The 25,639-nt window shown below is 66.9% G+C and carries 22 protein-coding genes; 10 read left to right on the top strand and 12 right to left on the bottom strand.

Features of this window, described 5'->3' with window-relative positions; translation table 11 throughout:
• Nucleotides 1-495: 495 nt before the first annotated feature.
• From ACQP1G_RS32685 to ACQP1G_RS32675, 3 genes are all read right to left on the bottom strand, one after another.
• On the bottom strand, nucleotides 496-1,494 hold the full coding sequence (locus ACQP1G_RS32685) for a hypothetical protein (RefSeq protein WP_433193501.1): 999 nt from the start codon (nucleotides 1,492-1,494) through the stop codon (nucleotides 496-498).
• 6 nt (nucleotides 1,495-1,500) lie between these two features.
• Nucleotides 1,501-2,526 carry an NlpC/P60 family protein gene (locus ACQP1G_RS32680; RefSeq protein WP_433193499.1) on the bottom strand — a complete coding sequence of 342 codons (1,026 nt, stop codon included), beginning with the start codon at nucleotides 2,524-2,526 and terminating at the stop codon, nucleotides 1,501-1,503.
• Between the two features lie 250 nt (nucleotides 2,527-2,776).
• Complete coding sequence (locus ACQP1G_RS32675; RefSeq protein WP_433193498.1) at nucleotides 2,777-3,352, bottom strand: C40 family peptidase; 576 nt, start codon at nucleotides 3,350-3,352, stop codon at nucleotides 2,777-2,779.
• 604 nt (nucleotides 3,353-3,956) lie between these two features.
• Between ACQP1G_RS32675 and ACQP1G_RS32670 the strand changes: the two genes are divergently transcribed.
• Nucleotides 3,957-5,726 (top strand): DEDD exonuclease domain-containing protein, encoded by a 1,770-nt coding sequence (locus ACQP1G_RS32670; RefSeq protein WP_433193497.1) that lies wholly within the window; start codon nucleotides 3,957-3,959, stop codon nucleotides 5,724-5,726.
• A 5-nt stretch (nucleotides 5,727-5,731) separates the two neighbouring features.
• On the top strand, nucleotides 5,732-6,007 hold the full coding sequence (locus tag ACQP1G_RS32665; RefSeq protein WP_433193496.1) for an Lrp/AsnC family transcriptional regulator: 276 nt from the start codon (nucleotides 5,732-5,734) through the stop codon (nucleotides 6,005-6,007).
• An 83-nt stretch (nucleotides 6,008-6,090) separates the two neighbouring features.
• Here ACQP1G_RS32665 and ACQP1G_RS32660 read toward each other — a convergent pair whose 3' ends face one another.
• The 3 genes from ACQP1G_RS32660 to ACQP1G_RS32650 form a co-directional block, all read right to left on the bottom strand.
• Nucleotides 6,091-6,381 carry a hypothetical protein gene (locus ACQP1G_RS32660; protein ID WP_433193495.1) on the bottom strand — a complete coding sequence of 97 codons (291 nt, stop codon included), beginning with the start codon at nucleotides 6,379-6,381 and terminating at the stop codon, nucleotides 6,091-6,093.
• 217 nt (nucleotides 6,382-6,598) lie between these two features.
• Nucleotides 6,599-7,660 (bottom strand): anthranilate phosphoribosyltransferase, encoded by a 1,062-nt coding sequence (trpD, locus tag ACQP1G_RS32655; RefSeq protein ID WP_433193494.1) that lies wholly within the window; start codon nucleotides 7,658-7,660, stop codon nucleotides 6,599-6,601.
• A 71-nt stretch (nucleotides 7,661-7,731) separates the two neighbouring features.
• Nucleotides 7,732-8,157 carry a ribonuclease E inhibitor RraB gene (locus ACQP1G_RS32650; RefSeq protein WP_433193492.1) on the bottom strand — a complete coding sequence of 142 codons (426 nt, stop codon included), beginning with the start codon at nucleotides 8,155-8,157 and terminating at the stop codon, nucleotides 7,732-7,734.
• Nucleotides 8,158-8,376: 219 nt separating this feature from the next.
• On the opposite strand from ACQP1G_RS32650, the gene ctaE reads away from it, so the two are divergent.
• The 4 genes from ctaE (at nucleotide 8,377) to qcrB (ending at nucleotide 12,767) form a co-directional block, all read left to right on the top strand.
• Nucleotides 8,377-8,988, top strand: coding sequence for an aa3-type cytochrome oxidase subunit III (ctaE, locus tag ACQP1G_RS32645; protein WP_354961035.1), 612 nt, complete (start codon nucleotides 8,377-8,379; stop codon nucleotides 8,986-8,988).
• Between the two features lie 178 nt (nucleotides 8,989-9,166).
• Nucleotides 9,167-9,949 (top strand): cytochrome bc1 complex diheme cytochrome c subunit, encoded by a 783-nt coding sequence (qcrC, locus tag ACQP1G_RS32640; RefSeq protein WP_433193490.1) that lies wholly within the window; start codon nucleotides 9,167-9,169, stop codon nucleotides 9,947-9,949.
• Nucleotides 9,950-9,972: 23 nt separating this feature from the next.
• Complete coding sequence (gene qcrA, locus ACQP1G_RS32635) at nucleotides 9,973-11,148, top strand: cytochrome bc1 complex Rieske iron-sulfur subunit (RefSeq protein WP_433209030.1); 1,176 nt, start codon at nucleotides 9,973-9,975, stop codon at nucleotides 11,146-11,148.
• Nucleotides 11,145-12,767: a cytochrome bc1 complex cytochrome b subunit gene (gene qcrB / locus ACQP1G_RS32630; RefSeq protein ID WP_433193489.1), complete on the top strand. Its 1,623-nt coding sequence runs from the start codon at nucleotides 11,145-11,147 to the stop codon at nucleotides 12,765-12,767. The genes qcrA and qcrB overlap by 4 nt, the downstream gene beginning before the upstream one ends.
• Before the next feature lie 57 nt (nucleotides 12,768-12,824).
• On the opposite strand, the gene ACQP1G_RS32625 is transcribed toward qcrB, so the two are convergent.
• Nucleotides 12,825-13,322: a polyadenylate-specific 3'-exoribonuclease AS gene (locus ACQP1G_RS32625; protein WP_433193488.1), complete on the bottom strand. Its 498-nt coding sequence runs from the start codon at nucleotides 13,320-13,322 to the stop codon at nucleotides 12,825-12,827.
• Nucleotides 13,323-13,660: 338 nt separating this feature from the next.
• Between ACQP1G_RS32625 and ACQP1G_RS32620 the strand changes: the two genes are divergently transcribed.
• Both ACQP1G_RS32620 and ACQP1G_RS32615 read left to right on the top strand, forming a co-directional pair.
• Entirely contained in the window at nucleotides 13,661-13,993 is a 333-nt protein-coding gene (locus ACQP1G_RS32620; RefSeq protein ID WP_433193487.1) for an HNH endonuclease, read from the top strand.
• Nucleotides 13,994-14,101: 108 nt separating this feature from the next.
• Entirely contained in the window at nucleotides 14,102-15,487 is a 1,386-nt protein-coding gene (locus ACQP1G_RS32615) for a class II 3-deoxy-7-phosphoheptulonate synthase (protein WP_433193485.1), read from the top strand.
• 72 nt (nucleotides 15,488-15,559) lie between these two features.
• Here ACQP1G_RS32615 and pknB read toward each other — a convergent pair whose 3' ends face one another.
• Complete coding sequence (gene pknB / locus ACQP1G_RS32610) at nucleotides 15,560-17,527, bottom strand: Stk1 family PASTA domain-containing Ser/Thr kinase (RefSeq protein WP_433193484.1); 1,968 nt, start codon at nucleotides 17,525-17,527, stop codon at nucleotides 15,560-15,562.
• 617 nt (nucleotides 17,528-18,144) lie between these two features.
• On the opposite strand from pknB, the gene ACQP1G_RS32605 reads away from it, so the two are divergent.
• Nucleotides 18,145-18,513 carry an Rv2175c family DNA-binding protein gene (locus tag ACQP1G_RS32605; protein WP_433193483.1) on the top strand — a complete coding sequence of 123 codons (369 nt, stop codon included), beginning with the start codon at nucleotides 18,145-18,147 and terminating at the stop codon, nucleotides 18,511-18,513.
• Between the two features lie 295 nt (nucleotides 18,514-18,808).
• Here ACQP1G_RS32605 and ACQP1G_RS32600 read toward each other — a convergent pair whose 3' ends face one another.
• The 4 genes from ACQP1G_RS32600 to ACQP1G_RS32585 all read right to left on the bottom strand — a co-directional run bounded on the left by ACQP1G_RS32600 (nucleotide 18,809) and on the right by ACQP1G_RS32585 (nucleotide 24,412).
• Nucleotides 18,809-19,756 (bottom strand): phytoene/squalene synthase family protein, encoded by a 948-nt coding sequence (locus ACQP1G_RS32600; protein ID WP_433193482.1) that lies wholly within the window; start codon nucleotides 19,754-19,756, stop codon nucleotides 18,809-18,811.
• A complete protein-coding gene (locus ACQP1G_RS32595; protein ID WP_433209027.1) occupies nucleotides 19,753-21,336 on the bottom strand; it encodes an alpha-(1->6)-mannopyranosyltransferase A in 1,584 nt (527 codons plus the stop codon). The genes ACQP1G_RS32600 and ACQP1G_RS32595 overlap by 4 nt, the downstream gene beginning before the upstream one ends.
• A 196-nt stretch (nucleotides 21,337-21,532) precedes the next feature.
• Complete coding sequence (gene crtI / locus ACQP1G_RS32590; RefSeq protein WP_433209024.1) at nucleotides 21,533-23,209, bottom strand: phytoene desaturase family protein; 1,677 nt, start codon at nucleotides 23,207-23,209, stop codon at nucleotides 21,533-21,535.
• A 3-nt stretch (nucleotides 23,210-23,212) separates the two neighbouring features.
• Nucleotides 23,213-24,412 (bottom strand): polyprenyl synthetase family protein, encoded by a 1,200-nt coding sequence (locus ACQP1G_RS32585; RefSeq protein WP_433193481.1) that lies wholly within the window; start codon nucleotides 24,410-24,412, stop codon nucleotides 23,213-23,215.
• Nucleotides 24,413-24,588: 176 nt separating this feature from the next.
• Between ACQP1G_RS32585 and ACQP1G_RS32580 the strand changes: the two genes are divergently transcribed.
• Nucleotides 24,589-25,590, top strand: coding sequence for a methylenetetrahydrofolate reductase (locus ACQP1G_RS32580; RefSeq protein WP_433193480.1), 1,002 nt, complete (start codon nucleotides 24,589-24,591; stop codon nucleotides 25,588-25,590).
• Nucleotides 25,591-25,639 lie beyond the last annotated feature (49 nt).

Here is a 25,639-nt window from a genome sequence, read left to right as displayed (position 1 = left end):
GGGTTGGCGAGGTGCGGATCGTTCGGCACCGGATGTACACCCGCACGGTGGTCGAGACTCGCGCCTGCGGCGCATGCGCTTCGACGGGTCGGACGTGAGATGGGCCGGGAACGGGTCGTTCGTGAGACTCGCTCCGTGGTGGTCACCTTGGGCGGGCAGGTCGGTACCGGATGTATTCGCGCCGGGCGGTCGAGGCTCTGGACTGCGGTGGATGTGCTTCGACGGGTCGGACGTGAGATGGGCCGGGAACGGATCGTTCGTGAGACTCGCTCCGTGGTGGTCACCTTGGGCGGGCAGGTCGGTACCGGATGTATTCGCGCCGGCCGGTCGAGGCTCTGGACTGCGGTGGATGTGCTTCGACGGGTCGGACGCGAGACGGGCCGGGAACGTCGCTCGTGAGACTCGCTCCGTTGGGGTCGCTCTAGAGCGGGCAGTTCGGCATCGGATGTATACCCGCCCAGCGGTCGAGACTCGTGCCTGCGGGAACGGCTCGACTCATGCGGCGCGGGCGGATAGCCAGCTTCGCCAATCGGCGACTAGGTCGCTGCGGCTGGTGCCGAGGACATCGCGCATGATGCGGTCCTCGCTGGCGGGGTCCTGTTTGCCCGCGGCGATGCGGCGGTAGAGCTCGACCAGGTGCGGTTGGTCGAACTTATCGGCGACGAAAGCGCAGACCGACCAGCCCTGTTCATACGCGGTGACGGCGCCGTTCCCGGCGAAGTCGGCATCGGCCGGAAGATCGGGCGGGACATCCCCGGCGCGGACTCGGGCGGCGACCGTCGGCGCGATATCGGCGAAGCGATGTCCGGTGTCGCGGTGGGCGACGAATTCGGCGAAGCCCTCGAGCATCCACTGCGGTGCGCCGTCGACGGTTTGGGCGCGGGTCGCGATGTGGGTGAGTTCGTGACGCAGCAGGGTGCCCAGGCCATCGCTGTCCAGGCGGCGTCCGGCGTCGGCGCTGAAGACGACGCGCTGCCCGGTCGGCTGGGTGCCCGGTACGAACGGGTCGGCGACCGAGGCCGCGGCGACATCGGCGGGCATATTCGTCGACCGAACCAGCGCAGCGAACTCCGACGGGTTCGACGCGACCACCACCGTCGCGGACTGGGCCCAGCCCGAACCCCAGACGCCGGTGACGGCAGTGGTCGCGGTGGCGAGTTCGCCAGCGAGGGTATCGATTTCGGCCCGTTGCGCGGGATGACCGACGACCAGTGACTCCTGGTCGTTCCCGGTCAACACCCGTTCGGTGACGAGCTGCCCGAAGGGTTCCAGGGTCCGGCGGACCGCGGTCAGGCGCGGATCATCATCGGCGGCGGCGCGCAGACTGCCGATCGAAGTCGGCTGGGCCGCATGCAGTTTCGGCAGTACCCAATTCGGCACCATCAGCAGCGCGCCACAGGTGCCGGTCAGCACCATCACCATTGCGACGGTGGCGACGAACTGGAAGCGTCGCCGCACGAACAACCAGGTGCGGACCCGCCGCAAGCTACTCATAGCTGATCAGTATCGCCGAGCCGAATGGTAAGGCGTCGACCCCAGGGGTGCAACGGCCACCGGAACCCCGAATGTGGAGGCGTGCAGCATGAGTCCATTGCCCGCGTAGATGCCGACATGGGAGATATCGGAATAGAAGAACACGACGTCGCCGGGCTGCAGATCGTTCCGGTCCACTGGGGTGCCGTAGGAGGCCTGCTGCGAACTGGTCCGCGGCACATCCTTTCCGACCTGTTTGAAGGCCCACTGCACAAGTCCGGAGCAGTCGAACTGGTGCGGTCCGGTCGCGCCCCAGACATAGGGGTCGCCGATCCGGGTGAGTCCGGCGGCGAGCGCGCTGGTGCCGCTGCCGGGAACCAGGCCGCGCAGCAGGCTGTCGGTATCGAAACCGGGTGGGAAGGGCGATCCGGCCAATGCCGATTTGTCCTTGGTGGACAACTGACCCCACGCCTCGACCACCTGCGCGATCGACCCGGATAGGCCGGCCCGCTTGCGCTCGAGATCGGCGCGCACCTGGTCGGCCTTATCGGAGGCGGCGCGAGCGGTGTCGGCGGCGGTGCGCGCTGTCTTCTCCGCTTCGGTCGCGGCGGCGGTGGCCTGCTTATAGAGATTGAGCTGTTCGGAGTTCTTGGCCGAGATCACGTCGATGGTGGACATCTGGTCGAGCAGATGCTGCGGTGAGTCGCTGAGCAGGACCGCGGAGAGCCGGTTGGTCCGTGCACCCTGATAGGCGGCGATCACGGTGCGATCGATGATCGGCTGGAACTTGCGGACTTCGTCGCGAGCCGCATCGGCGGTCTGCGTGGCCGCGTCGAGGTTGGCGTCCGCGTCGTGCAGGACGGCGAGTTTGGCGTCGAGATCGGCCTGTGCACCGAGTGCCTGTTGATTGAGCTGTTCGGATTCGCGGGACAGGTCGATCATGCGCTGCACGGCCTCGCCGGCCGTGGTCGGCATGGCGGCTGGATCGGCTCCGGCTGTACTGCCGGTGCAGAGTGCCGCGGCCAGAACTGTCGCCGCTAATGCCCCTCCCACCAGACGTTTCGTGCGATGTCTCCGGTGATGTGCAGTCACAGCGCGCCAGGCCCCGTTTCTCTCGTGAAGCGATCTTGTCGCCTCCGTAAGCTGCGGGAACGTCTGCCGCGGACTCCGCAACCCGGGAAGGTCTCGATTAGGTTACGGAACGGCCTAGGTCCGTGTCCAGTGGGCCACGAAACGATCACCTAGGCTATGCCGTCCTGTCGCCCGGCCGGCGGCACGGCCGGGCGGTGATCAGCGAGATCGCTCAGAAGCGGCGAGCACCCGCGATGGGCATCGAGGAGATCGGCGCGAGCTTCACCGGGGTGCCGGAGGTGGACGCGTGGACCACATTGCCGTCGCCGGCGTAGAGGCCGGAGTGCCCGCCACCGTAGAACGAAACCAGGTCGCCCGGCTGCAGGTCGTCGAGCGAGATCGGGGCGCCAGCGGCGAGTTGCTCACCGCTGGTGCGCGGCAATTCCAGGCCGGCCTGCTGGTAGGACCACTTGACCAGACCGGAGCAGTCGAAGGCGTTCGGGCCCGCTGCGCCGTAGACGTACGGGGCGCCGAGTTTGCTCATCGCGGCGTCGAGGGCGATATCGCCGACGGACTTCTTGGGGGCCATGAAGGGCAGCGGCGCCGGGGCGCCGGGCACCTCGATACCGGGGATACCCTGGGGGATCGGGATCTCGTTCGGAACGTCGAATGTGCCGACGCCGGGGATGGTGACCGGCTGGGCGGCCGCGGGCGCGGCGGGCAACAGGAGGACGCCGAGCGTGGCAGCTCCGACGGCTCCGGCCGCGACGGCACGCTTTGCATGTCGCTTGACGGTGTTGGTCGCCATGATGCGGTTCTCCCAATCTGCCCCACGACGTCGCACCCGGTGGTGCGGCGGACTTCTGTTCGGTCACCGTCGGGTGGTGCGCCGGACTCCGTGAGGTCTCGAAAAGGTTACGAACCAATCACGGTGGTTTGTAAAGTCGGAGACATCCGAAATGGCGACGCTCAACAAATTCGCCGTGGATTATGTGCGAGATATGTCACAACAATCACGAAACGATAACAACCGGCGATTATTCGAGAGTGTCAGCGTCTTCACCGAGCCGGCCGTCAAGTGACGGCAGCCTGTCCCAGACGCGGCATTTCTCAACATTTCACCAGGTCGTGAAGGTATATCGGGTTGCTATCGGTCGGGCATGTCGAACCGATCGGTCTCCGACCCCGGATCGACGGCAGCGCGCCTGGGTGTCGACTCCGAACGCCCGGGCATGTCCGGCGGATTGATGCCTTTTTAGAGGCAATGTGACCTGCATCACTTTTTGGTGTTCTAGATCATTTCGTGGGAATCGGAACGAAATCCTCATCGCGTAATTCGGATATTTCCGGGTGAAATCCGAGGTGGTCTTCCGGGGGCGTTCCTGTCGTACCGAGGCCCTACGCTGCACGCCGTGCCCGATCCGACGCCGCGCCAGGCCGCCGCACTGCAGCTGGCCTTCGACGAGCTCGAGACCCCGCTCTACGACACGACCTTCGTGGTCGTCGACCTGGAAACCACGGGCACCAGTCCGGACGGCGACGCGATCACCGAGATCGGCGCGGTGAAGGTGCGCGGCGGCGAGGTGCTGGGGGAGTTCGCGACGCTGGTGAATCCGGGGCGCGCCATCCCGCCCGCGATCGTCCAGATCACCGGCATCACCACCGCGATGGTCTACGAGGCGCCCCGGATCGAGGCGGTGCTGCCCGGTTTTCTCGAGTTCGCCAAGGGCGCGGTGCTCGTCGCGCACAACGCCCGCTTCGATATGGCATTCCTGCGCGCAGCGGCGGCCCGCATGGATACGCCATGGCCGAGCGGACCGGTGGTGTGCACGGTGAAGCTGGCACGGCGTGTGCTCGCCCGCGACGAGGCGCCGTCGGTCCGGCTCGGAGTGCTCGCGCCGCTGCTCGGTGCAAGCACCCAGCCGAACCACCGCGCCCTCGACGACGCGCGAGCCACCGTGGACGTGCTGCACGCCCTCATCGGCCGGGTCGGCAATCTGGGCGTGCACAGCCTGACCGAACTGCTCGACTATCTGCCGAATGTCACACCGCGCCAACGCGCAAAACGGGTCCTCGCCAACGATCTGCCGTCGAGTCCCGGCGTCTATCTCTTCCGCGGGCCCTCCGATGAAGTCCTCTATATAGGGACGGCGGTGAACCTGCGTCGCCGAGTGCGCAACTACTTCACCGGATCCGAGACCAGGGGCCGGATGAAAGAGATGGTGTCGCTTGCCATTCGGGTCGACCACGTGGTGTGCGCGCACGGGCTCGAGGCCGGGGTGCGCGAGCTGCGGCTCATCGTCGCGCATACCCCGCCCTATAACCGGCGCTCGAAGTTTCCCAAACGCGGTTGGTGGATCACGCTGACCGAGGAACCGTTCCCGAGATTCGCGATCGCACGCACGCCGACCGCGGATGCGTTGGGGCCCTTCCCTTCTCGGATGGATGCCAACGATGTCGCGCTCACCATCGCCGAGCACAGCGGCCTGCGCACCTGCACGACGCGACTGCCCCGCGACGGTCGCCACGAGTGCCCGCCCGCCGTGGTCGGCGGGTGTCCGGCGGCCGTCGGCGGCAGTCCTCTATATAGAGAGGAATACGAACCCGCCGCGGCGGCCGTTCGGGCGCTGTGCGCCGGGCACTCGGATGCGCCCCTGCGGGCCATGCTCGATCGCATCGAAACTCATTCGCACGCAGAACATTTCGAGGCTGCCGCTCGGCTGCGCGACCGGACCGTCGCGGTTGTTCGAGCCTTGCGCCGCACACAACGACTGTCCGCGGTGGCGCGGATCGCCGAATTGATCGCGGCGCATCCGGACGGCGCGGGCGGCTGGGAGTACGCGGTGATCCGGTATGGGCGGCTCGCGGGGGCGGGGACCTCGGTGCGGGGTGTGCCACCCATGCCGGTGATCGAACGCATCGTGGCGGCGGCGGAGACCGTGCTGCCGGAGCCATCGCCACCGCTGCGCGGTGCCTCGCCGGAGGAGGTCGCTCTGGTCACGCGGTGGCTGGGGCGGGCGGGGGTTCGGATTGTGCGCACCAGTGACGGATACGGCGAGCCGATCCACGGGGCCGGGCGCTGGGCGGGGTGGGCCGATCTCGCCGATGCGGCCGCGTGCGCCCGACTCCCCGAGCAGGAGGCCGAACTCTGGAAGTACCGGCGCGGCGACCGCCTAGGCTGACAGCCATGATTACCGCGATCGTGATGATCCAGGCCGAGAACGCCCGCATTCCGGAGACCGCGCAGGCGGTCGCCGACACCGAGGGCGTCACCGAGGTCTATTCCTGCGCGGGCGATGTCGACCTGATCGCGATCGTGCGGGTACGCGACCACGAGCAGATCGCCGAGGTCGTCACCGGCCGGATCGACAAAACTCCCGGCGTTGCCGGCACCACCACCCACATCGCCTTCAAGTCCTATTCCAGTGCCGACGTGGAAGCGGGCTTCTCCCTGGGGGAGTGAGTCCGGCCGGACGAGATCGAGATCTCGGTGGGCACCCGTCAGGGTGCGGATCCGGCCTGCCCGCGCGCGGGATGAGGCGGCCCTCAGGAAACCAGGATGGAAGAGCCGGAGAAGGTCCGGGAGGCGCCGGAGGGGAGCACGGCGCTCGATTCACCCTTGCAACCGGCCATGGTGTACACGGTGATGGTGGCATCGGAGTGGTTCTCGATGGCCAAGGGGGATGCGCCGCCGCCGACCTGCATGCAGCCGGACGGGTCGCGGTACACGGTGCCGTTGACGACCAGGCTGCCCTGCGCCGCGTGCGCGGCGGGTCCGCTGGCGATCACCGCCGCGATCGCCAGCACGCCTGGTATCCCGTAAACGCCCCGCTTCATATGTGTGCTCCTCGCCTTTTCGAGCCGGGCGGCGTACGCCCGACGTCGAATGCGGGGCCCACGCCGGATGCCGCCGTCACTGTAACCCCCACGGCCACAACCGGACTGCTGACATGCGGCGCACTTTTGCCTCGCGCCGACACCTTCGCACCCTTTGTGGCGGTACGCACCGCTTGTCGGGCCCGCAGGGGGCGCGAAGGTCTATAGCGGGTGCGGGTCAGTTGTCGCCGAGGGTGTTGGTGAGTTTGGCCCAGCGGTCCAGGAGTGCGGCGGACTTGCCGGTGTCGATGGCCTCGGCGGCGCGCTCGATGCCCGCGGCGAGTGCGTCGTGTATGTCGGCGTCGGGATCGCCGACACCACGGGACAGGTCGTAGGCGATGATCGCGGCGGCGGAGTTGAGCAGTACCGCATCGCGCACCGGGCCCGCGGTGCCCGCGAAGACGCTGCGCGCGACGCCCGCGTTGACCTCGGCGTCGCCGCCGCGCAGCGCGTCCAGATCCACGCGGGCGATGCCGATGCGGGTCGGGTCGATGGTCGTTTCCCGCAGTTTTCCGCCCGACACCACCCAGGCGTCGGTGGTGTCGGAGGTGGTGATCTCGTCCAAGCCGTCGTTACCGCGCACCACGATGGCACTGGCGCCGCGTTCGGCGAAGACCCCGGCGATCACCGGAACCAGATCCGCGAAGGCACAGCCGACCAATCCGGCGCGCGGCTGCGCCGGATTGGTGAGCGGTCCGAGCACATTGAAAACGGTGGGGATGCCTATTTCCTTACGAGCGGGTCCGGCGAAGCGCAGCGCCGGATGGAACAGTGGCGCGAAACAGAAACCGATGCCGACCTCGCGCACACAACGAGCGACCGCCTCGGGGCCGAGGGCCAGTTTCACGCCGAGCGCCTCCAGGACATCGGCGCCACCGCTCTTGGACGAGGCCGCGCGGTTCCCGTGCTTGACCACCGGAACTCCGGCGGATGCCACCACGATCGAGGACATCGTCGAGATGTTCACCGACCCGGATCGATCACCGCCGGTGCCGACGATGTCCACGGCATCGCCGTCGATGCGCACGATGCGCGCGTGGCCGAGCATGCCGGAGGCCATACCGGCCAGTTCCGCGGGGGTGGGTCCCTTGATCTTCATGGCGACACCGAAGGCGGCGATCTGTGCCTGGGTGGCGTTATCGGTGAAGATCTCGTTGATGACCCATGCCGTGTCCTCCGCTGCCAGGTCGCCGCTATCGGCGAGGGTCCCGAGCACCTGGGGCCAGCTCCGCACAGTCATGTCCACTTCTCCCGTCACACTGGTTTTCGCGTACCAGTTTGTCGCGAGAAAGCCTAGTCGGCGAGCCGCTGTTACCGAGGCGTGGTCGCGGAACCCGGTTGCAGCGCATCCCAGCCGTCCGCGACGCCGTCGTGGCGTTGTGCCAGCCCGGCCATCCTGGACCGTTCCTGGGAACAATGCAAGGCGTCCAGCAACTGGACGCGTTGCAGGATCAGCGATTCCAGTTCGTACGGACCGGGATTCTCGGTGCGCGGGGCCGCCGCGTATCCGTCCTGGGCCGCGATGCCGCACACTCGAGCGATCTGTTCGGGTGGCAGCCGCAGATGATGGCGCAGCACTGCGGGTGCATCGGGATCGAGAGCAGACCCGCGCGCGAGTGTCGTCGAACACGCTTCGGAGTCGTCGAAGCACTCCGCGACGACTACTAGATCGGAACGGGTCGGATCGAGCGGTTCGGGTTCGTTCGCGCCGAACAGTCGTTGCCACCACCGCGTCACATCCGCCTCCTGATCTCAGCTTTTACTTACCAACGCCTGTCATGATCGCGGAGGGAGTCGCGCAGGTCGCCCACTTGCCGCGCGCGGGTGCGCCCGATGTCGAACGAACTCGCTGATCCCCTGGGCGAGACCCGCTATGTCCGTGCGTTTTCCGACACGGGAGGACAAGTTTCGCACCCGGGTACCTGTGTCGTACTACGACGAGTCATACTTACCCCCGTGACGACCGCAGTAGGCACCCCAGGCTCGGCCATTACTCAGCGTGTGCATTCGCTGAACCGGCCCAACATGGTCAGCGTCGGTACCATCATCTGGCTGTCGAGCGAGTTGATGTTCTTCGCAGGCCTCTTCGCGATGTATTTCGTCGCCCGTGCGCAGGCCCACGGCAACTGGCCGCCGGAACCGACCGAGCTGAATCTGAAGCTTGCCGTGCCGGTCACCACCGTGCTGGTCGCCTCCTCGTTCACCTGCCAGATGGGTGTGTTCGCGGCGGAGAAGGGCGATGTGTTCGGCCTGCGCCGCTGGTACGTCGTCACCCTGATCATGGGCGCGTTGTTCGTCGCCGGTCAGGGCTACGAGTACACCAACCTGGTCAAGGAAGGCACCTCGATCTCGAGCAGCGCCTACGGCTCGGTGTTCTACATCACCACCGGCTTCCACGGTATGCACGTCATCGGCGGTCTGATCGCCTTCGTGTTCCTGCTGGTCCGCACCAAGGTCAGTAAGTTCACCCCCGCGCAGGCCACCGCCGCGATCGTCGTCTCGTACTACTGGCACTTCGTCGACATCGTCTGGATCGGGCTGTTCGCCACGATCTACTTCGTCCGCTGAGCGGGCCAGTACCCCCGAATCTTTTGCACAAGTCGGTTCCGTCTACTCCAAAGGGACACAGATGAGTTCATCTCCCCCGTCAGCGCCAGAGCCCGCCAGCCCAGGGAGCAGCGTTGTTTCGAGCGACCTGCAAGCAGTCGCTAGCGGCGAGGCCAGCAAGACGCGTAAGCAGCGCCGTATGCGGCGTCGCATCGCGGGTGGGCTTGCGCTGCTGGTGGGCCTCGTCGGAGCCGGATTCCTTGCCACCGCGATCACGCCGGACCCGCAGGTCGCGACCGCGCACGAGGACCAGTCCGCGCTGATCCGCGACGGCAAGCAGCTCTACGAGACCTCCTGCATCACCTGCCACGGCGCCAACCTGCAGGGCGTGACCGATCGCGGTCCGAGCCTGATCGGCGTCGGCGAGGCAGCCGTCTACTTCCAGGTCTCCTCCGGTCGCATGCCGATGGCGCGCAATGAGGCCCAGGCCACGCGCAAGCAGCCGAAGTTCGACGCCCATCAGATCGACGCGCTGAGCGCCTATGTCGCGGCCAACGGCGGCGGCCCGAGCGTGGTGCGCGACGCCAACGGCGAGATCGCCCAGGAATCGCTGCGCGGTCCCGATATCGCCCGCGGTTCGGAGCTGTTCCGGATGAACTGCGCGTCCTGCCACAACTTCACCGGTCGCGGCGGTGCGCTGTCCTCCGGCAAGTTCGCCCCGCCGCTGGAACCGGCGAGCGAGCAGCAGATCTACGACGCGATGCTCACCGGCCCGCAGAGTATGCCGAAGTTCTCCGACCGGCAGCTGAGCCCGGAAGAGAAGCGCGACATCGTCGCCTACGTCAAGAACGCCACCGAGGAGAAGAGTCCTGGCGGCTGGGACCTCGGCGGGTTCGGTCCCGCGACCGAGGGTCTGGCCATGTGGGTGGTCGGCATCACGCTCGTCGTCGGCGCCGCGATGTGGATCGGATCACGTTCATGAGCGAAAACAAGGAGCCAAACGACATGGGTCGGCCGGATGAGGGCCACGACGGCGTGGAGCCGTCGAACGAGCAGGTGAACACCACACCGGCTGAGCCCACCGAGGAAGAACTCGACGCGATGTCGCGCGACGAGCTGGTCAAGCTCGGTACCGAGCGCGACGGCGTCGACGTCGCCTACCGGCGCGAGCGGTTCCCGGTGCCGGGTACCCGCGCCGAGAAGCGCGCCGAACGCCAGGTCTCGTTCTGGTTCGCGGTCTCCGGTATCGCCGCGGCGGTGCTGGTCGGCGTGTTCCTGTTCTGGCCCTGGGAGTTCAAGGGCACTAACGAGGAGGGCCACGCCGCCTACTCGCTGTTCACCCCGCTGGTCGGCCTCAGCTTCGGTATCTCGGTGCTGGTCATCGGCGTCGCAGTGGTGTTGATCCGAAAGAAGTTCATCCCCGCCGAGCTGTCCATCCAGGACCGCCACGACGGCAAGTCGCCGGAGGTCGAGCGCCGCACCCTGGTCGCCGAACTGCAGGACGCCCTGGACACCTCCACGCTGGGTCGCCGCAAGATGATCACCCGGACCGCGGGCGCCGGTGTCGGCGTGCTCGGCATCGGCGCGCTGCTGGTCTTCGTCGGCGGCATGATCAAGAACCCGTGGGCCAAGGGCGATAAGTCGCCGCTGTGGGTCTCGGGCTGGACCCCGGACTTCCCGGGCGAGACGATCTACATCCGTCGCGACACCGGTCGCCCGGAGGACGTCATGCTGGTGCGCCCCGAGGATCTGGACGCGGGCGCCATGGAGACGGTGTTCCCGTGGAAGGAGAAGTGGCGCGGCGATGAGCACGCGACGCTGCAGTCCCTGCGCGGTATCCGCAACGCCGTCATGCTGATCCGGCTGCGTACCCAAGACGCGCAGTCGGCCATCAAGCGTAAGGGCCAGGAGAGCTTCAACTACGGCGACTACTTCGCCTACTCGAAGATCTGCACCCACCTCGGTTGCCCGACGTCGCTGTTCGAGTCGCAGACCAACAAGATCCTGTGCCCCTGCCACCAGTCGCAGTTCCTGGCGACCGAATGGGCCAAGCCGGTCTTCGGTCCCGCCGCTCGCGCACTGCCGCAGCTGCCGATCACCGTTAACTCCGAGGGCTACCTGGTCGCCGCTGGCGACTACATCGAGCCACTCGGCCCGGCCTACTGGGAGCGTCGTTCATGAGTCGTGTGGCAGGTCAGGCCAACGCTGCGGACGAGCGGTATCGCGCCGCTGCGTTCATGAAGCGGTCGATCAACAAGGTCTTCCCGACCCATTGGTCGTTCCTGCTCGGCGAAATCGCGCTCTACAGCTTCGTCATTCTGCTGCTGTCGGGTGTGTATCTGACCCTGTTCTTCGATCCGTCGATGAGCGAGGTCGTCTACAACGGCGCCTACCAGCCGCTGCGTGGTGTGACCATGTCGCGGGCCTACGAGACGGCGCTGAACATCACCTTCGAGGTGCGCGGCGGTCTGTTCGTGCGCCAGGTGCACCACTGGGCCGCCCTGCTTTTCGCGGCGTCGATCATCGTGCACCTGTTCCGCATCTTCTTCACCGGTGCGTTCCGCAAGCCGCGTGAGGCGAACTGGGTCATCGGCTGCCTGCTGCTGATCCTGGCGATGTTCGAGGGCTTCTTCGGTTACTCGCTGCCCGACGATCTGCTCTCGGGTACCGGTCTGCGGGCCGCGTTCGGCGGTATCACGATGAGTATCCCGATCATCGGTACCTGGATGCACTGGCTGATCTTCGGTGGTGACTTCCCGGGCGAGATCATCATCCCGCGTCTGTACATCGCGCACGTGCTGCTGTTCCCCGGTATCTTCCTGGCACTGATCGCCGCGCACGTCGCGCTGGTCTGGTACCAGAAGCACACGCAGTTCCCTGGCCCCGGCCGCACCGAGAACAATGTCGTCGGCGCGCGCATTGTGCCGGTGTTCGCCTCCGACCAGGGCGCGTTCTTCGCTTTCACCCTCGGCATCGTGGCGATCCTGGCCGGTGTGCTGCAGATCAACCCGATCTGGAACCTCGGCCCCTACAACCCCTCGCAGGTGTCGGCGGGTTCGCAGCCCGACTTCTACATGATGTGGACCGACGGTCTGGCGCGTCTGATGCCGCCGTGGGAGCTGTACCTGGGCCGCTACACGGTTCCCGCTGTGTTCTGGGTCGCGCTGATCATGGGCCTGGTGTTCACGGTGCTGATTCTGTACCCGTGGATCGAGCGGCGCCTCACCGGCGACGATGTGCACCACAATCTGCTGCAGCGACCGCGCGACGTGCCGGTGCGCACGGCGATCGGTGCGATGTCGATCGGGTTCTACGTGGTGCTGACGCTGTCCTGCGTCAACGACATCCTGGCGCTGAAGTTCGACATCTCGTTGAACGCCACCACCTGGATGGGCCGCATCGGCCTGCTGGTCGTGCCGCCGGTCGCGTATTTCCTCGCCTACCGGTTCTGCATCGGCCTGCAGCGCAGCGACCGCGCGGTACTCGAGCACGGCATCGAGACCGGTGTGATCAAGCGGTTGCCGCACGGTGAGTACATCGAGGTGCACCAGCCGCTGGGCCCGGTCGACGATCACGGCCACCCGGTGCCCCTGGAGTACCAGGGCGCGACGGTGCCCAAGAAGATGAACAAGCTGGGTTCGGCCGGTCAGCCGGGCACCGGTAGCTTCCTGCGCGCCGATCCCGCGCACGAGATCGAGCAGGCCTTCGAGACCGAGCACGCCGAGGAGCACAAGCAGCTCGCCGTGCTGCAGCGGGCCCAGGAGCAGGCGAACGGTCGCAACGGCAAGTCCGGCCACTGATCGCCTAGCTCGAAAGCAGAAGGCCCCGAGTCGAATTCGACTCGGGGCCTTTCGCTGTTAGAGGGAGACCCGGCGGCGCGCCGCCTCGATGGCCTCGAATTTGGCCAGGTTGTGGCGGGCGTCGGCGAGGGCGTCGTGGGCGTCCGGGGGGACCGGGGGGAGCTCGGGACGGCCATGGGCCTCCCAGTGCTGGCGCAGTTCGTTGGTGTAGCGGGGCAGGGCGTTGGGCAGGTCGACCATGGAGCCCCAGAGTTGGCACAGGGCGACGTGGTCGTAGGCGGCGACCCAGGCCCACAGTTCGGGGGTCACCGACGGCCGGGGTACCAGGAATTTATAGAGGTCGTCGCGGATCTGCACACGACTGCGCCACAACGGTGATGCGGGCGAGGGAAGCTGCGGTAACACGTATTTGCGTACCCAGGGGCCTGCGCGATCGGGGTCGAATTCCGTGGAGACCGCATAATATTCGCGCCCGTCTTCACAAACAACGCCGATTGAAACCAAGTCTATTACTTTGCCATCTTCAATGAATTCTGTGTCATAAAAATACCTCAATCGCTTCCCGCCTTCCTGATAGCTTGAACCCACGTGTTTCGGCGACGTGGGGTGTCATGAACGAGTCTTCTTCGTGTAGCGTGTCCGATTATTCTCGACCGGTGCGGCTTCGGGGATTGCGTAACAAACACTACAACGCTGATCTCGGTCGAAGATATCCGCGATGCTCGGTCGAAAGTTGCTCTCGGCCAGCCATTCTCGGGCATGAGATCGGTAAGGCGCACATGCATGAGTTGCGGCGTTGGGGTTCGGTCGAAGCGACTCCGGGACGTGGCGCACCGGGGCGGCGGCGGAATAGTTCGTACGATGGTCGCCGTATTTCGTAGTGCGGTCACTGGATGCGCCGACCGGCAGCGAGCGGCTGGGAATCGGAGCATCGATTGATAATGGAAGCCCAGCTCGACCGAAAGCTGCGGCCGGGTGAAGACATTCATCACATCAACGGGGCCAAACTCGACAATAGGCCGGAGAATTTCGAGCTCTGGCTCACCCGGCAGCCGACCGGTGCGCATGTGGAAGATCTGGTGAAATGGGCTCGGGAGATTATCGAACAATATGGCGACGACTGTCGATTTCCGTTGGAATCGGGTCCGAGTCGGGGCGTCGTTGCGATCATTCGGTCGCCTTCGAAGTACCCCACGGATGTCAACGATACGTGGCGTACTTCGTGAGTTTTGCAAGGGGCTGTCCGGGGGTAGGGATTAATGACACCTTGGTGTGAGTGATCGACCCCCGCATCCGGGTACCTGCGCGCGCCGGGTTGTCCGTATTCTGTACGAGTGAACTGGACCGTCGACGTACCGATCGATCGCCTGCCGGAGCTCCCGCCATTGCCCGCAGAGCTGCGCAGACGGCTGGACGACGCGTTGGCGCGTCCGGCGCTGCAGCAGCCGTCGTGGGATTCGGAGCAGGCGGCGATGATGCGCACCGTGCTGGAGAGCGTGCCGCCGATCTGCGTGCCCGCCGAGGTGGAGGAACTGCGCGCGCAGCTCGCGGAGGTCGCGCGCGGCGAGGCCTTCCTGATGCAGGGCGGTGACTGCGCGGAGACGTTCGCCGATAACACCGAACCGCATATCCGCGGCAATATCCGGACCCTGCTGCAGATGGCGGTCGTACTCACCTACGGCGCCAGCCTGCCGGTGGTCAAGGTCGCGCGCATAGCGGGCCAGTACGCGAAGCCGCGTTCCTCCGATACCGACGCCCTCGGCCTCAAGTCCTACCGCGGCGACATGGTGAACTCGCTGGTCGCCGATGCCAAGGTGCGTGAGCACGACCCGTCGCGGTTGGTGCGTGCCTACGCGAACGCCAGTGCGGCGATGAACCTGGTGCGCGCGCTGACCGGCGCGGGCATGGCGGATCTACATCGCGTACACGACTGGAACCGCGATTTCGTGGCCAAGTCGCCCGCGGGTGCGCGCTATGAGGCACTGGCCGAGGAGATCGACCGCGGCTTGGCCTTCATGACCGCCTGTCGCGTGAACGATCCCAGCCTGCAGTCGGCCCGCATCTACGCCAGCCACGAGGCGCTGGTGCTCGACTACGAGCGCGCCATGCTGCGCCTCGGCGAGAACCCGGCGGGCGAGCCGGTGCTCTACGACCTGTCCGCGCACTTCCTGTGGATCGGCGAGCGCACCCGTCAACTCGACGGCGCGCATATCGCCTTCGCGGAACTGCTCGCCAACCCGATCGGCCTGAAGATCGGCCCGACCACCACGCCGGATCAGGCCGTGGAGTACGTCGAGCGCCTCGATCCCAATAACGAGCCGGGCCGGTTGACCCTCGTCTCGCGCATGGGCAACAACAAGGTCCGCGAGGTGCTGCCGCCCATTATCGAGAAGGTGCAGGCGACCGGGCATCAGGTGATCTGGCAGTGCGACCCCATGCACGGCAACACCCACGAGGCCTCCACCGGCTACAAGACCCGGCACTTCGACCGGATCATCGACGAGGTGCAGGGCTTCTTCGAAGTGCACCATGCGCTGGGCACGCACCCTGGCGGTCTGCACATCGAGCTGACCGGCGAGGACGTCACCGAATGCCTGGGCGGCGCGCAGGACATCTCCGACCTGGACCTGGCCGGTCGCTACGAGACCGCATGCGACCCGCGGCTGAACACCCAGCAGTCGCTGGAGCTGGCCTTCCTCGTCGCCGAAATGCTTCGCTGAACCACGCTTTTCGACGGAGCGCCGCAAGGAATGTGCGGCGCTCTTGTCGTCTTCGCGCAGTGCCTACTGCGATCAGGGCAGGGCGGTCAGGGCGACGGTTGTGCCCGCCTCGACATTGGTGCCCCCGCCCGGGTTCTGGCCGATCACCACGGAGCTGTCGGACTGAGTGAGCTGGCGCACGGTCACCTGCAGGCCGAGAGCCTGCAGTTTCGAGCGGGCGTCGCCGACGCTCTCGCCGACCAGCATGGGCACCTTCACGGCATTGGAGACGATCAACGTGACACCGTCACCGGACTGGATCGTGGTGCCAGCGGCCGGATCGGTGCTGATCACTTTATCCGCCTCGATACTGCGATCGAACTGAGTTCTGGTCTCGCGCACCGTGATTCCGGCCGCGGTCAGCACCCGATTCGCTTCCTCGGTGGTCTTGCCGCGCAGATCGGGCATTTTGACCGGCTGAGATCCCTTGCTGCGGTACACCTTCACCTGCGCGGCCAGCGGAAGTACCGTCCCCGGAGCCGGATCAACCTTGGCGAAGGTGCCCTTCGGCGCCGAGCTGCCGGTTTCGCCCGCGTCCACCGGTTGCAGTCCGGCATCGCGGATGAGTTGGTTGACCTTCGAAAGCTGATCGCCCGCCTTGAGATCGGGCACGCGCGGCTTGCCACTGGAGATCAGCACGGCCACCGTCGACCCCTTGGTGACCTTGGATCCCGCCGAGGGATCGGTGCCGACCACACCGCCGACCGGGATGGTGTCGGAGGTCTTCTGCCGGATCTCGGTGGCGAAGCCCGCGTTCTCCAGTGCCGTGGTCGCGCTGGTCTGGTCCTTCCCGGCCACCGAAGGAACCGCCGAATAGCGACCGAAGCCCAGCCACCAGCCGCCGATCCCGACGAGCAATGTCAGGACTGCGACGATGGCGACCCACAGCAGCACCGTGCGACGCGATTTGAGGCGGTCGTCGGCGAACGGTGACGGCTGCGGCGAATGCGAGGGTGGGAACTGATCGCCCGGCCCGTAGCTGTTCGGCGGCCCGTAGTCGTTGGGCGGGTAATCGGGAACCCGCGGCCGTGCCGCGGTGACCACCTTGGTGTGCTGCACCGGCGGCGGAATTGGCGGCGCCGCGGCCCGGGCCTGCTGCTGATTCGGCGTCGCTACCTGGTAGCTGGCGCTGAGATGTTCGGCCGACTCCTGCGGCGCGGGCACCCGATACGGCGGCAGATTCAGTGCGACGCCGATCGAATGCAATTCGGCCGCCATCTCGTTCGCATCGGCGAAGCGGTGCGCGGGTTCGCGGTTGGTGGCACGCGCGATCAGCTCGTCGAACTCCGGCGGTACCCCGGCGATGACCTCGCTCGGGCTCGGCACATCGTTCTCGATCCGCTGGTATGCCACCGATAGCGAGTTGTCGCCGGTGAACGGGACCCGTCCGGTGAGCAGTTCGAAGATCAGAATGCCGAAGGAGTAGACATCACTGCGGGAATCGGCGGTCCCGGCGGTCACTTGTTCGGGGGACAGATAGGCGGCAGTGCCGAGGATCACGCTCGCCGAGGTCGTTGTCGCGGCCGCGACGGCGCGCACCAGACCGAAGTCTGCGATCTTGACCTCGCCGGAATCGGAGATCAGCACATTCTCCGGTTTGATATCGCGATGGATCAGCCCCGCCGAATGCGCGACACCGATTGCGGCCAGCACCGGCTCGGCGACCGCGCGCACCGCATGCGGCGGCATCGGACCGCGCTCGCGCAAGAGCTCACGCAGCGTGCCGCCCTCGACCAACTCCATGATCAGAAACGGATGTTCGCCGTCGATGCCCTGGTCGTAGACCGCGACCAGGGACGGGTGCTTGAGCTTGGCGACCGCGCGCGCCTCGAATTCGAACCGGGACAGGAACTGCGGATCGGCGGCGAACTTCGGATCCATCACCTTGATAGCGACCGGGCGGTCCAAGCGGGTATCCACACCTCGGAAGACCATAGACATCCCGCCGCGCGCGATCGGCGCGTCGATGCGATAGCGCCCCTCCAGGATTTGCCCGATCAACTGATGTCCTCCGGCTTTCACAAAGTTCTCACCCCTCGCTCCGAACGCGACAAGCGATCGACCGCGTCGTGCGGCCCGCCCACGATGGTAACTGTGTCGGATGGCTCTATCTTTGGCCGCGCGGGCGCGGCGTGTTCGCGGCCCCCTTGGTCTCGCGTCCGAGCCGTCGAGACTCGCGCCTGCGGCGCATCGCTTCGACGACTCGGACGCGAGACGGGCCGCGAACGGGTCGCTCGTAAGACTCGCTCCGTGGTGGTCGCGGGTGTGCGGATCGTTCAGCACCAGGTGTACGCGGGCCCAGAGGTCGAGACTGGCGCCTGCAGCGCATCGCTTCGACGACTCGGACGCGAGACGGGCCGCGAACGGGTCGCTCGTAAGACTCGCTCCGTGGTGGTTGGGGGAGTTGTGAATACGGTGGCTTTGTCGTATGTGCTTCGACGACTCGAGGCGAGACGGGCCGCGAACGGGTCGTTCGCAGGACTTGCCCCGTGGTGGTTGGTTCGGGTGGGCAAACCGATGGCTCATGGCCACCAGGGCGCCATTGTCCGATCGAATCGTGCGGGAACGGTCCAGGGTGTCTCGAGCCGTGCGGCGTAGGACCGTCTACCGTTATCCGGGTGAGTGCATTTCCTTGCAGTGATGATGTTCTTCCTGAGTCGGTGGCGGTGATTCCGCTGCCCGATGTGGCCGACAGACTCGGGCTCGTGGTGACTCGGGTGCATCAGATGCTGCGTGACCATCAGTTGCTCGCTGTACGCCGGGACGGCGTAGCAGGCGTGCCCGAGCGATTCTTCGACGATACCGGCGCGATCGTGAAGTCGCTGCCGGGCCTGATCACCGTTATGAAAGACGCCAAGTACACCGACGAGGAGATCCTGGAGTGGATCTTCACCGATGACGACAGCCTGCCGGGCAAGCCTGTTGACGCATTGCACGGCCCGCTGGCGCGCGAGGTGCTGCGCCGCGCCGCGGCGGATCCTTTCTGAGTTTTTGGCGGCGCGGCCCCCTTGGTCTCGCGTCCGAGCCGTCGAGACTCGCGCCTTCGGCGCATCGCTTCGACGACTCGGACGTGAGACGGGCCGCGAACGGGTCGCTCGTAAGACTCGCTCCGTTGGGGGCGCTGATGTAGGGATCGTTCGGTACTGGGTGTGTGCCGGCTCGGTGGGGGACTCGCGCCTGTGGTGCATGCGGTTCGGCGGTTTGGATGTGAGATGGGCCGCGAACTCCTCGCTCGTAAGACTCGCTCCGTGGTGGCGTGAGTCGCTGCCTTGCGATCGGACCTCAGATCCGCAGGGCGGCAGAGGTGAATTCTGCGGCGGCGACGCGCAGCCGGCGCTGCCGGGGGACCACGGCGCGGCGGGTGAAGACCTCGTAGTCGGCGCGTTCGATTTCGTCGAGTATGCCGGAGTACAGCGTGCTCGCGGTGCGGATGGCGGGGCGTACGCGGGGGTCCAGCAGATCGATTCCCGGATTCGCGATGCGGTAGAGGTCGCGGTTGATCGCGATCAGATGCGCAAGGGCGCGGCGGACGCGTTGCTCGGTGTGTCCGGTGCGGCGGCAGTGGGTCAGCAGGTCCGCGTCGACATCGAAGGCGGCGAGTTCGTCGGTGGGGAGGTAGATCCGGCCGCGGTCCAGGTCCTCGGCGGTATCGCGCAGGAAGTTGGTGAGTTGGAACGCCTCGCCGAGCGCCGCGGCGGCGGGTTCGGCCTCGGCCACCGGGACCACGGTGCCGAGCACCGGGAGTAGCTGCAAGCCGATCGCGGCCGCCGAGCCCCGCATATAGGCGCGCAGTTCGGTCATGGTGGCGTAGCGGGCTCGGAAGTGCGCGGTTCCCGGCACGTCCATTCGCATGGAGTCCAGGAAGGCCCAGAAATGCTGGGGCGCAATGTCATAGCGTTGGATGGTGTCGGCCAGCGCGGTCAGCACCAGTGTGCGGCGGTCGGCGGGAGCTGCTGACGGCACCCCCTGCTCCAGTGCGACGCGCAGTTGCTTCTCGACCAGATCGAGTTCGCCAGCGGGGCCGTGTTCGGCGTCGAGCGTCGGGTGATCGACTGTGTCATCGACGATCCGCGCGAATGCGTACAGCGCGTGCACGGCGGGTCTTCGTGGCGCGGACAGCAGTCGGGTAGCCAGGAAATAGGTGCGGCCGTGTGTGGCGGCGATCGCCCGGCAGAGGCGATACGCCGCAGCCAGTTCCGTGCTGCGGCCGCCTAGTTCGACCTCGATCATGACCTGGTGGCGGCTACCGGAACGCTCTCCGGCGGGGTGGCGCGCAATCGCAACGGGTCGACCGTCCGCAGTGAGAGTGCCGCGACCACGGCGGCGAAGGTTGCCGCGGCGACGTGCAAGAAGCTGTAGAGCCCGATCGAGCCGTCCGGCTGGAACACCAGCATCAACCAGGTACACAGCCCGACCAGCACCATCAGCGTGGTGGTCGACAGCGCGAACCCGGCGGCCAGGGCCAGCGGCCAGGAGTAATACCAGGGCAGCGCGGCGGGCGACAGGATGACGATGGCGACGAAGGCGATGAGGATGCCGAAGACCGCCTCGCGTTCGCTGTGCCGGAACCGCCACCAGGTCCAGGCCAGTACGGCGACCAGCGCCGCCGCGCATAGCGCACGGGTCACCACGAGCACCGGATCCATCGCGAACGGCGTCACCCAGCGCACCATATGCGCCATGATCGTCGGCAGCGAGAGCCAGTTGATGATCTTCTTCGAGCCCGAGAGTGCGGTCAGCCAGCCGATGCCGACCCCGGCGATGGCCGAGGCGGCGACGAAGACCACTGCGAACACGCTCAACCCGAGTCCGGCGATCTTGGCGAACATCAGGGCCGGATGCGGCACTTCCGCGCTCGGTCGCGCGGGTTCGGCCTCGTTGGCGACGCTCTGCGTCGCACCCGGTGATTGCGCGGCGCGTTGTAGTGCGCGGCGTTCGCGTTCGTGCAGCATCCAGATCCACACCAGGAACGGCAGCGCGACGCCCGCGGTCGCCTTGATGGCGACGCCGATCGCGACGACCACGATGCCCGCCACATGATGGCGCTCCAGCACCAGTGCGATACCCGCGCACATCAGCCCGACCATGAGCATTTCGTTGTGCACGCCGCCGATGAGGTGGATCAGCACCAGCGGATTGAGTACGGCCAGCCACAGCGCGACGGTCGGTTTACCGCCCAGATGTTTGGTCAGATACGGCACCGCCCACATCATCAGTGCCAGACCGGGCAGCATGACCAGTCGCAGCGCGATGGTGCCCGCGATCACGTTATCGCCGGTGATCGCGGTGATGGCGCGGCCGAGCAGCAGGAAGATCGGACCGTAGGGCGCGGTCGTCGCGGTCCAGACCGGGCTCACATTGTCCAGCAGCACACCGGGATTGGCGACCGGTGGGGATACGTAGGGATCGAAACCGTCGCGCAGCAGCGCGCCCTGGGCCAGATATGAATACGCGTCGCGACTGAACATCGGCACGGCGAACAGCAGCGGGAAGATCCAGATACCGACGATCGCGCGCAGTTCGTTCAGCGTGACCCCGGCATCGGGCCGGTCGCCGAACCCGATCGTGGTGCGGCCCAACCGCACCCACGCGGTGATCATCAGCAATACGCCGACCCAGATGACCATGGTCGACAGCACGTAGCCGTGTCCGAACCGCAGCCAGGACAGATGCATCGACTCGAGCAGCGGATCGCGTTTGCGCACGCTGCCCGCGCCGAATCCGCCGAAGGTGATCATCAGCGCGCCGAAGAATCCGAGCAGCGCCGAATGGCCCTCAGGGCTGCGGGCGAAATCGGCGGCGGTCCGCATCCAGGTGCGGAATCCGTGCTCGACGGGCGGGATTTCGCGGCGCGCCGGGGCAACCGATGGGCGTGCCTCGGCTTCGGTCGCGGTGATCGAGTTGTCGGTGGGCGCAGCGGCCGTCGTCTCAGGGGGATGCATGTGGTGTCGGTCCCCCCGGTGTGGTCGGCGGTCGCAACCGCTGGTGAATAGGTCGGCCGTCAGTTTATCGGCTTGCCGGGAACACTATCCCGGTGGTGCTGGAGGATTCATCCCGAGAGGGCCGCACGGCGTCGGTGATCCGGGTTGCCGCCAGTTTTCCGGACAGCAAAGTGGTCGGTACGCCGACCCCCGGAGTGGTGCCACAACCGGCGATAACCACGTTGTCGCTACCGCCGGAAAAGTTGCGTGGCCGGAATGGTCCGGTTTGCCGGAACAGATGTGCGGCGGAGAAGGGTGTGCCCGCCAGCATGCCTTGGTCACGCCAGGTGCCGGGTGTGTCGAGATGGTCGACGGTGAAATGTTCGGCGATGCCGTGATAGCCGCGCGCTTCCAGGACGTCGAGCAGCTCACGCAGGTAGGAGGGGCCGAGTCGGTCCCAGTCCAGCGGTGCGGCGTCGAGGTTCGGGCAGGGGGCGAGCAGTGAGAACGGTTCGTGTCTGCCGTCTGCGCGGTCGATGAAGAGGGTCGGATCGGTGAGCGCGGGCCTGGTGAGCAGCAGCGAAGGGTCGCTCATCAGGCGGCCCCGACCTGGCCGCGCCGCGATCTCGTCGAAGGTGCGATCCCAGGCGTCGCCGAAATCGATGGTGTGGTGGGCCCGGATCGGCCAGGCCTGCGCGATTGCCGCCGGGATGGTGCCGTGTGCGACGACGGCCGATGGGGCGGCGCGCAGTCTACGGCGACGTCGCACGCCGAATCGTTCGAGTGAGCCGAGATCGGCGGTGAGAACCACGGCGTCACAGTCGAAGCAGCGGCCATCGGCGGTGCGGACCTTCTTGGCCCGGTGGTTGTCGTACTCGATTCCGGTGACCTCGGTGTTCAGCTCCAACGTGCCGCCTGCGGCGGTGAAGGCATCGGCGAGAGCCGCGGTGATCGCGCGCATACCGCCTTCGGGGAAATAGACGCCGAGTGAGGTATCCATATGCGGGATCGCGCCGTAGACGGCGAGCGCTTTCGCGGGGGCCATACCCGCATAGAGCGCCTGGAAGGTGAACAGTCGGGCCAGGCGCGGATCCCGCAGGAACCGGGCGACGCGCGGACCGAGCCTGCCGAATCCGCCGAGGCGAACGAGTGCGGTGAGCGCGCGGCGTTTGGCCGGGTAGCGGATCATATCGAGCGGCGAATCGAAGTTCGTATCCATGAACTCGCCGAACTCGGCCTCATAGATCCGCGCCAACCAGGCCCGCAGCCGTCGGTAGCGCAGCGCTTCGTCATCGCCGCAGACGCGGGCCACTTCGATGGCCATCGCCTCGGGATCGGCGAAGACCCGCAGCGTCGAATCGTCGGCGAAGCGGGCGTGATAGCTCGGGGCCAGTTGGTGGATGCGCAGCGGTGGGTTGCAGGTTTCGCGGGTCCTGCCGACGGCGGCGAGTGCGTCGTCGATCAACTCCGGCAAGGTGAGTACTGTTGCACCGGAGTCGATTTCGTAATCCGGACCACGATAGCGGCCGACGCGGCCGCCGGGGTGATCCGCGCGTTCCACCAGGGTTACCCGACGTCCTGCTCCGGTTAGATACAGCGCGGCGGCCAGGCCGGATAGGCCCGCACCCACTACTACGACGCGATCGGTCGATCCCGCAACGGTTTTCATCTGAATCTCCTCGCCGCGAGTGCTGTGCCGCGCGGACCGGTGCCCCGCGCTGCTGAGCGATCGAGCACTGTCTCGATGGTTTTCACGCCGCAGCCGCTAGTGCGTGCGACTCGTCGCGGCCAAAGCCATGGCGCGCAGCTGCTCCTTGGCGCTCGGGGTGGCGGTACTGGTCTCGAGCGCGGCCAAGCCCTGCTCGGTGAGTTCGGTGATGCGGCGCTCGACCTCGTCGACGGCGCCGAGACCGGTGATCACGCCGCGCAGCCGCTCGACCTGGTCCGCGGTCAGATCGGTGCCGATGCTGGTGCGTAGCAGTTGTCCGGCGGCCGGGTCGGTGGTGTCGGCGCGCTGCAACGCTTCGGCGATCAGGACGGTGCGCTTGCCCTCACGCAGGTCGTCGCCGGAGGGCTTGCCGGTGACCGCCGGATCGCCGAAAACGCCGAGCAGATCGTCACGCAACTGGAAGGCGATGCCGATATCGGTACCGAAGGTGCGGTAGGCCTCGATCAGTCGCGGGTCGGCGTCGGCGAGTGCGGCGCCGAGGTGCAGGGGGCGCTCCACGGTGTAGGCCGCCGTCTTGTACCGGTTGATGCGCAGGGCGGCCGCGACGGATTCGTCGCCCGCCGACTCGCCGTGGATGTCGAGCAGTTGACCGCCCAGCACCTCGGTGCGCATCAGCGCCCAGACCGGCGCGAACCGGGCGATTGCGGCGGCGTCCAGTCCGGCGGCATGCACCATGTCATCGGCCCAGGCAAGTGCCAGATCACCGACCAGGATGGCAACGCTGGTGCCGAAGTGTTCCGAATCACCGGTCCAGCCGCGGTCGCGGTGGCGCTGTTCGAAGTCGACGTGCACCGTGGGAAAGCGCCGACGGGTGCGCGACGAGTCGATGATGTCGTCATGGATCAGCGCGCAGGCCTGTACCAATTCCAGTGCGGCACAAGCATTCAGGACCGCGGCCGCATCCGGGCCGGCGGGGTCGCCGCCCGCGCCGAGCCAGCCGGTCCAGGCGAAGGCGGGCCTGGTGCGCTTGCCGCCGCGCAGTACGAAGAGTTCGAGCGCCTCCGCGGCGTCGATGAAGACCGGACCGAGCGGTTCGACAATGGGGCGCCTGGCCAGGAAGAACGCTTTGAGCGCATCCTCGACCGCCGCGACGAACTGGGGCGTGCCCGGTTTCGGCGTGCTCTTACTCGCGGCGCCGCCGTTCGCGGGCGCGGTGTCGTCGTTCGCCGGGAGGTCGGCGGGCGGGGTGGTCTGAGGCGTCTGGATACCGGTTCCGGCGGACAGGGGAGCCTCCAAGGTCGTGCGGGTGGTGGCGCGCGCGGTGGGTACGTGGCGCTATAGGTGCTTCGGTGCCGGGCGGGGGCGGTCGCGCGTGTCGCCCGGCAGTGGCGACCGTGTCGCCTGGTCGCAGAATACGCGTTCGGTCGCGACGACCCGACGGGGCCGTGACCGGCCACCACTACACTGGACCGGTGACTTTCGATAACGTGCGGGGACGTTCGACCCCAGGCCGACCGTCTCCGACGCCACCGATCGTCTCTGGAACACCCTCGGTCGTACAGAGTCTGCGGACCCATTCGGGGGGTTCTGTGCCCTTCTCGGTGGAGTTCAATCCGCCGCGTGACGCCGCGGGCGAGGCGCGGCTGTGGCGGGCCGCGCGCACCTTCGAGCGCATGCATCCGGCCTTCGTCTCGATGACCTACGGTGCTGGCGGCACCACCCGCGACCGCACCGTGCGGATCACCGGAGAACTGGCGCAGGAGACCACCCTGCTGCCGGTCGCGCATCTGACCGCCGTCGAGCACAGCGTCGCCGAACTGCGTTCGCTGGTCGGCGCGTACGCCGATTCGGGTATCCGCAATATCTTGGTGCTGCGTGGCGACCCGCCCGGCGATCCGCTCGGCGAATGGCGCAAACATCCCGAGGGGGTCGCCTATGCCGAGGAGTTGGTCCGCATCGTCCGCGACCTCGGCGACTTCCATGTGGGCGTCGCCTCCTTCCCCGAGGGGCACCACCGCTCACCGGATCTGGACCACGACACCGCGTATCTGGCCGCGAAACTGCGTGCGGGCGCGGAATATTCGATCACCCAGATGTTCTTCGACGTCGACCATTACCTGCGCCTGCGCGACCGCATCGCCGCCTTCGATCCGATCGAGGGCGCGAAGCCGATCATTCCGGAGCTGATGCCCATCACCTCCCTGCGCACCGTCGCGCGCGCCGAGGAACTGTGCGGTCGTCCACTGCCGCGCGCGGTCATGGAGCGCTTGCGCAAGGCCGCAGGCGACGGCGCCGAAGAGAACAACGCCGCGGTCCGCGAGGTCGGCATCGAGATCGCCACCGAGATGGGCCAGCGCCTCATCAATGAGGGCGCCCCCTGCCTGCACTTCATCACCCTGAACTTCGCCAAGGCGACAGGCGAGGTCCTCTCCAACCTCGGCTACGGCGTAACCGCCGCCCCCATCAGCGCCTGAGCGTGCACCGACAGTAGTCAATTGGCCGGCTCCCACAACAGCGGAAGCA

It is taken from the genome of Nocardia sp. CA-107356, from assembly GCF_050946365.1.
GTDB lineage: Bacteria > Actinomycetota > Actinomycetes > Mycobacteriales > Mycobacteriaceae > Nocardia.
The sequence above is the reverse complement of the archived record's forward strand: the minus strand, read 5'-3'. Positions and strand labels throughout refer to the sequence as shown.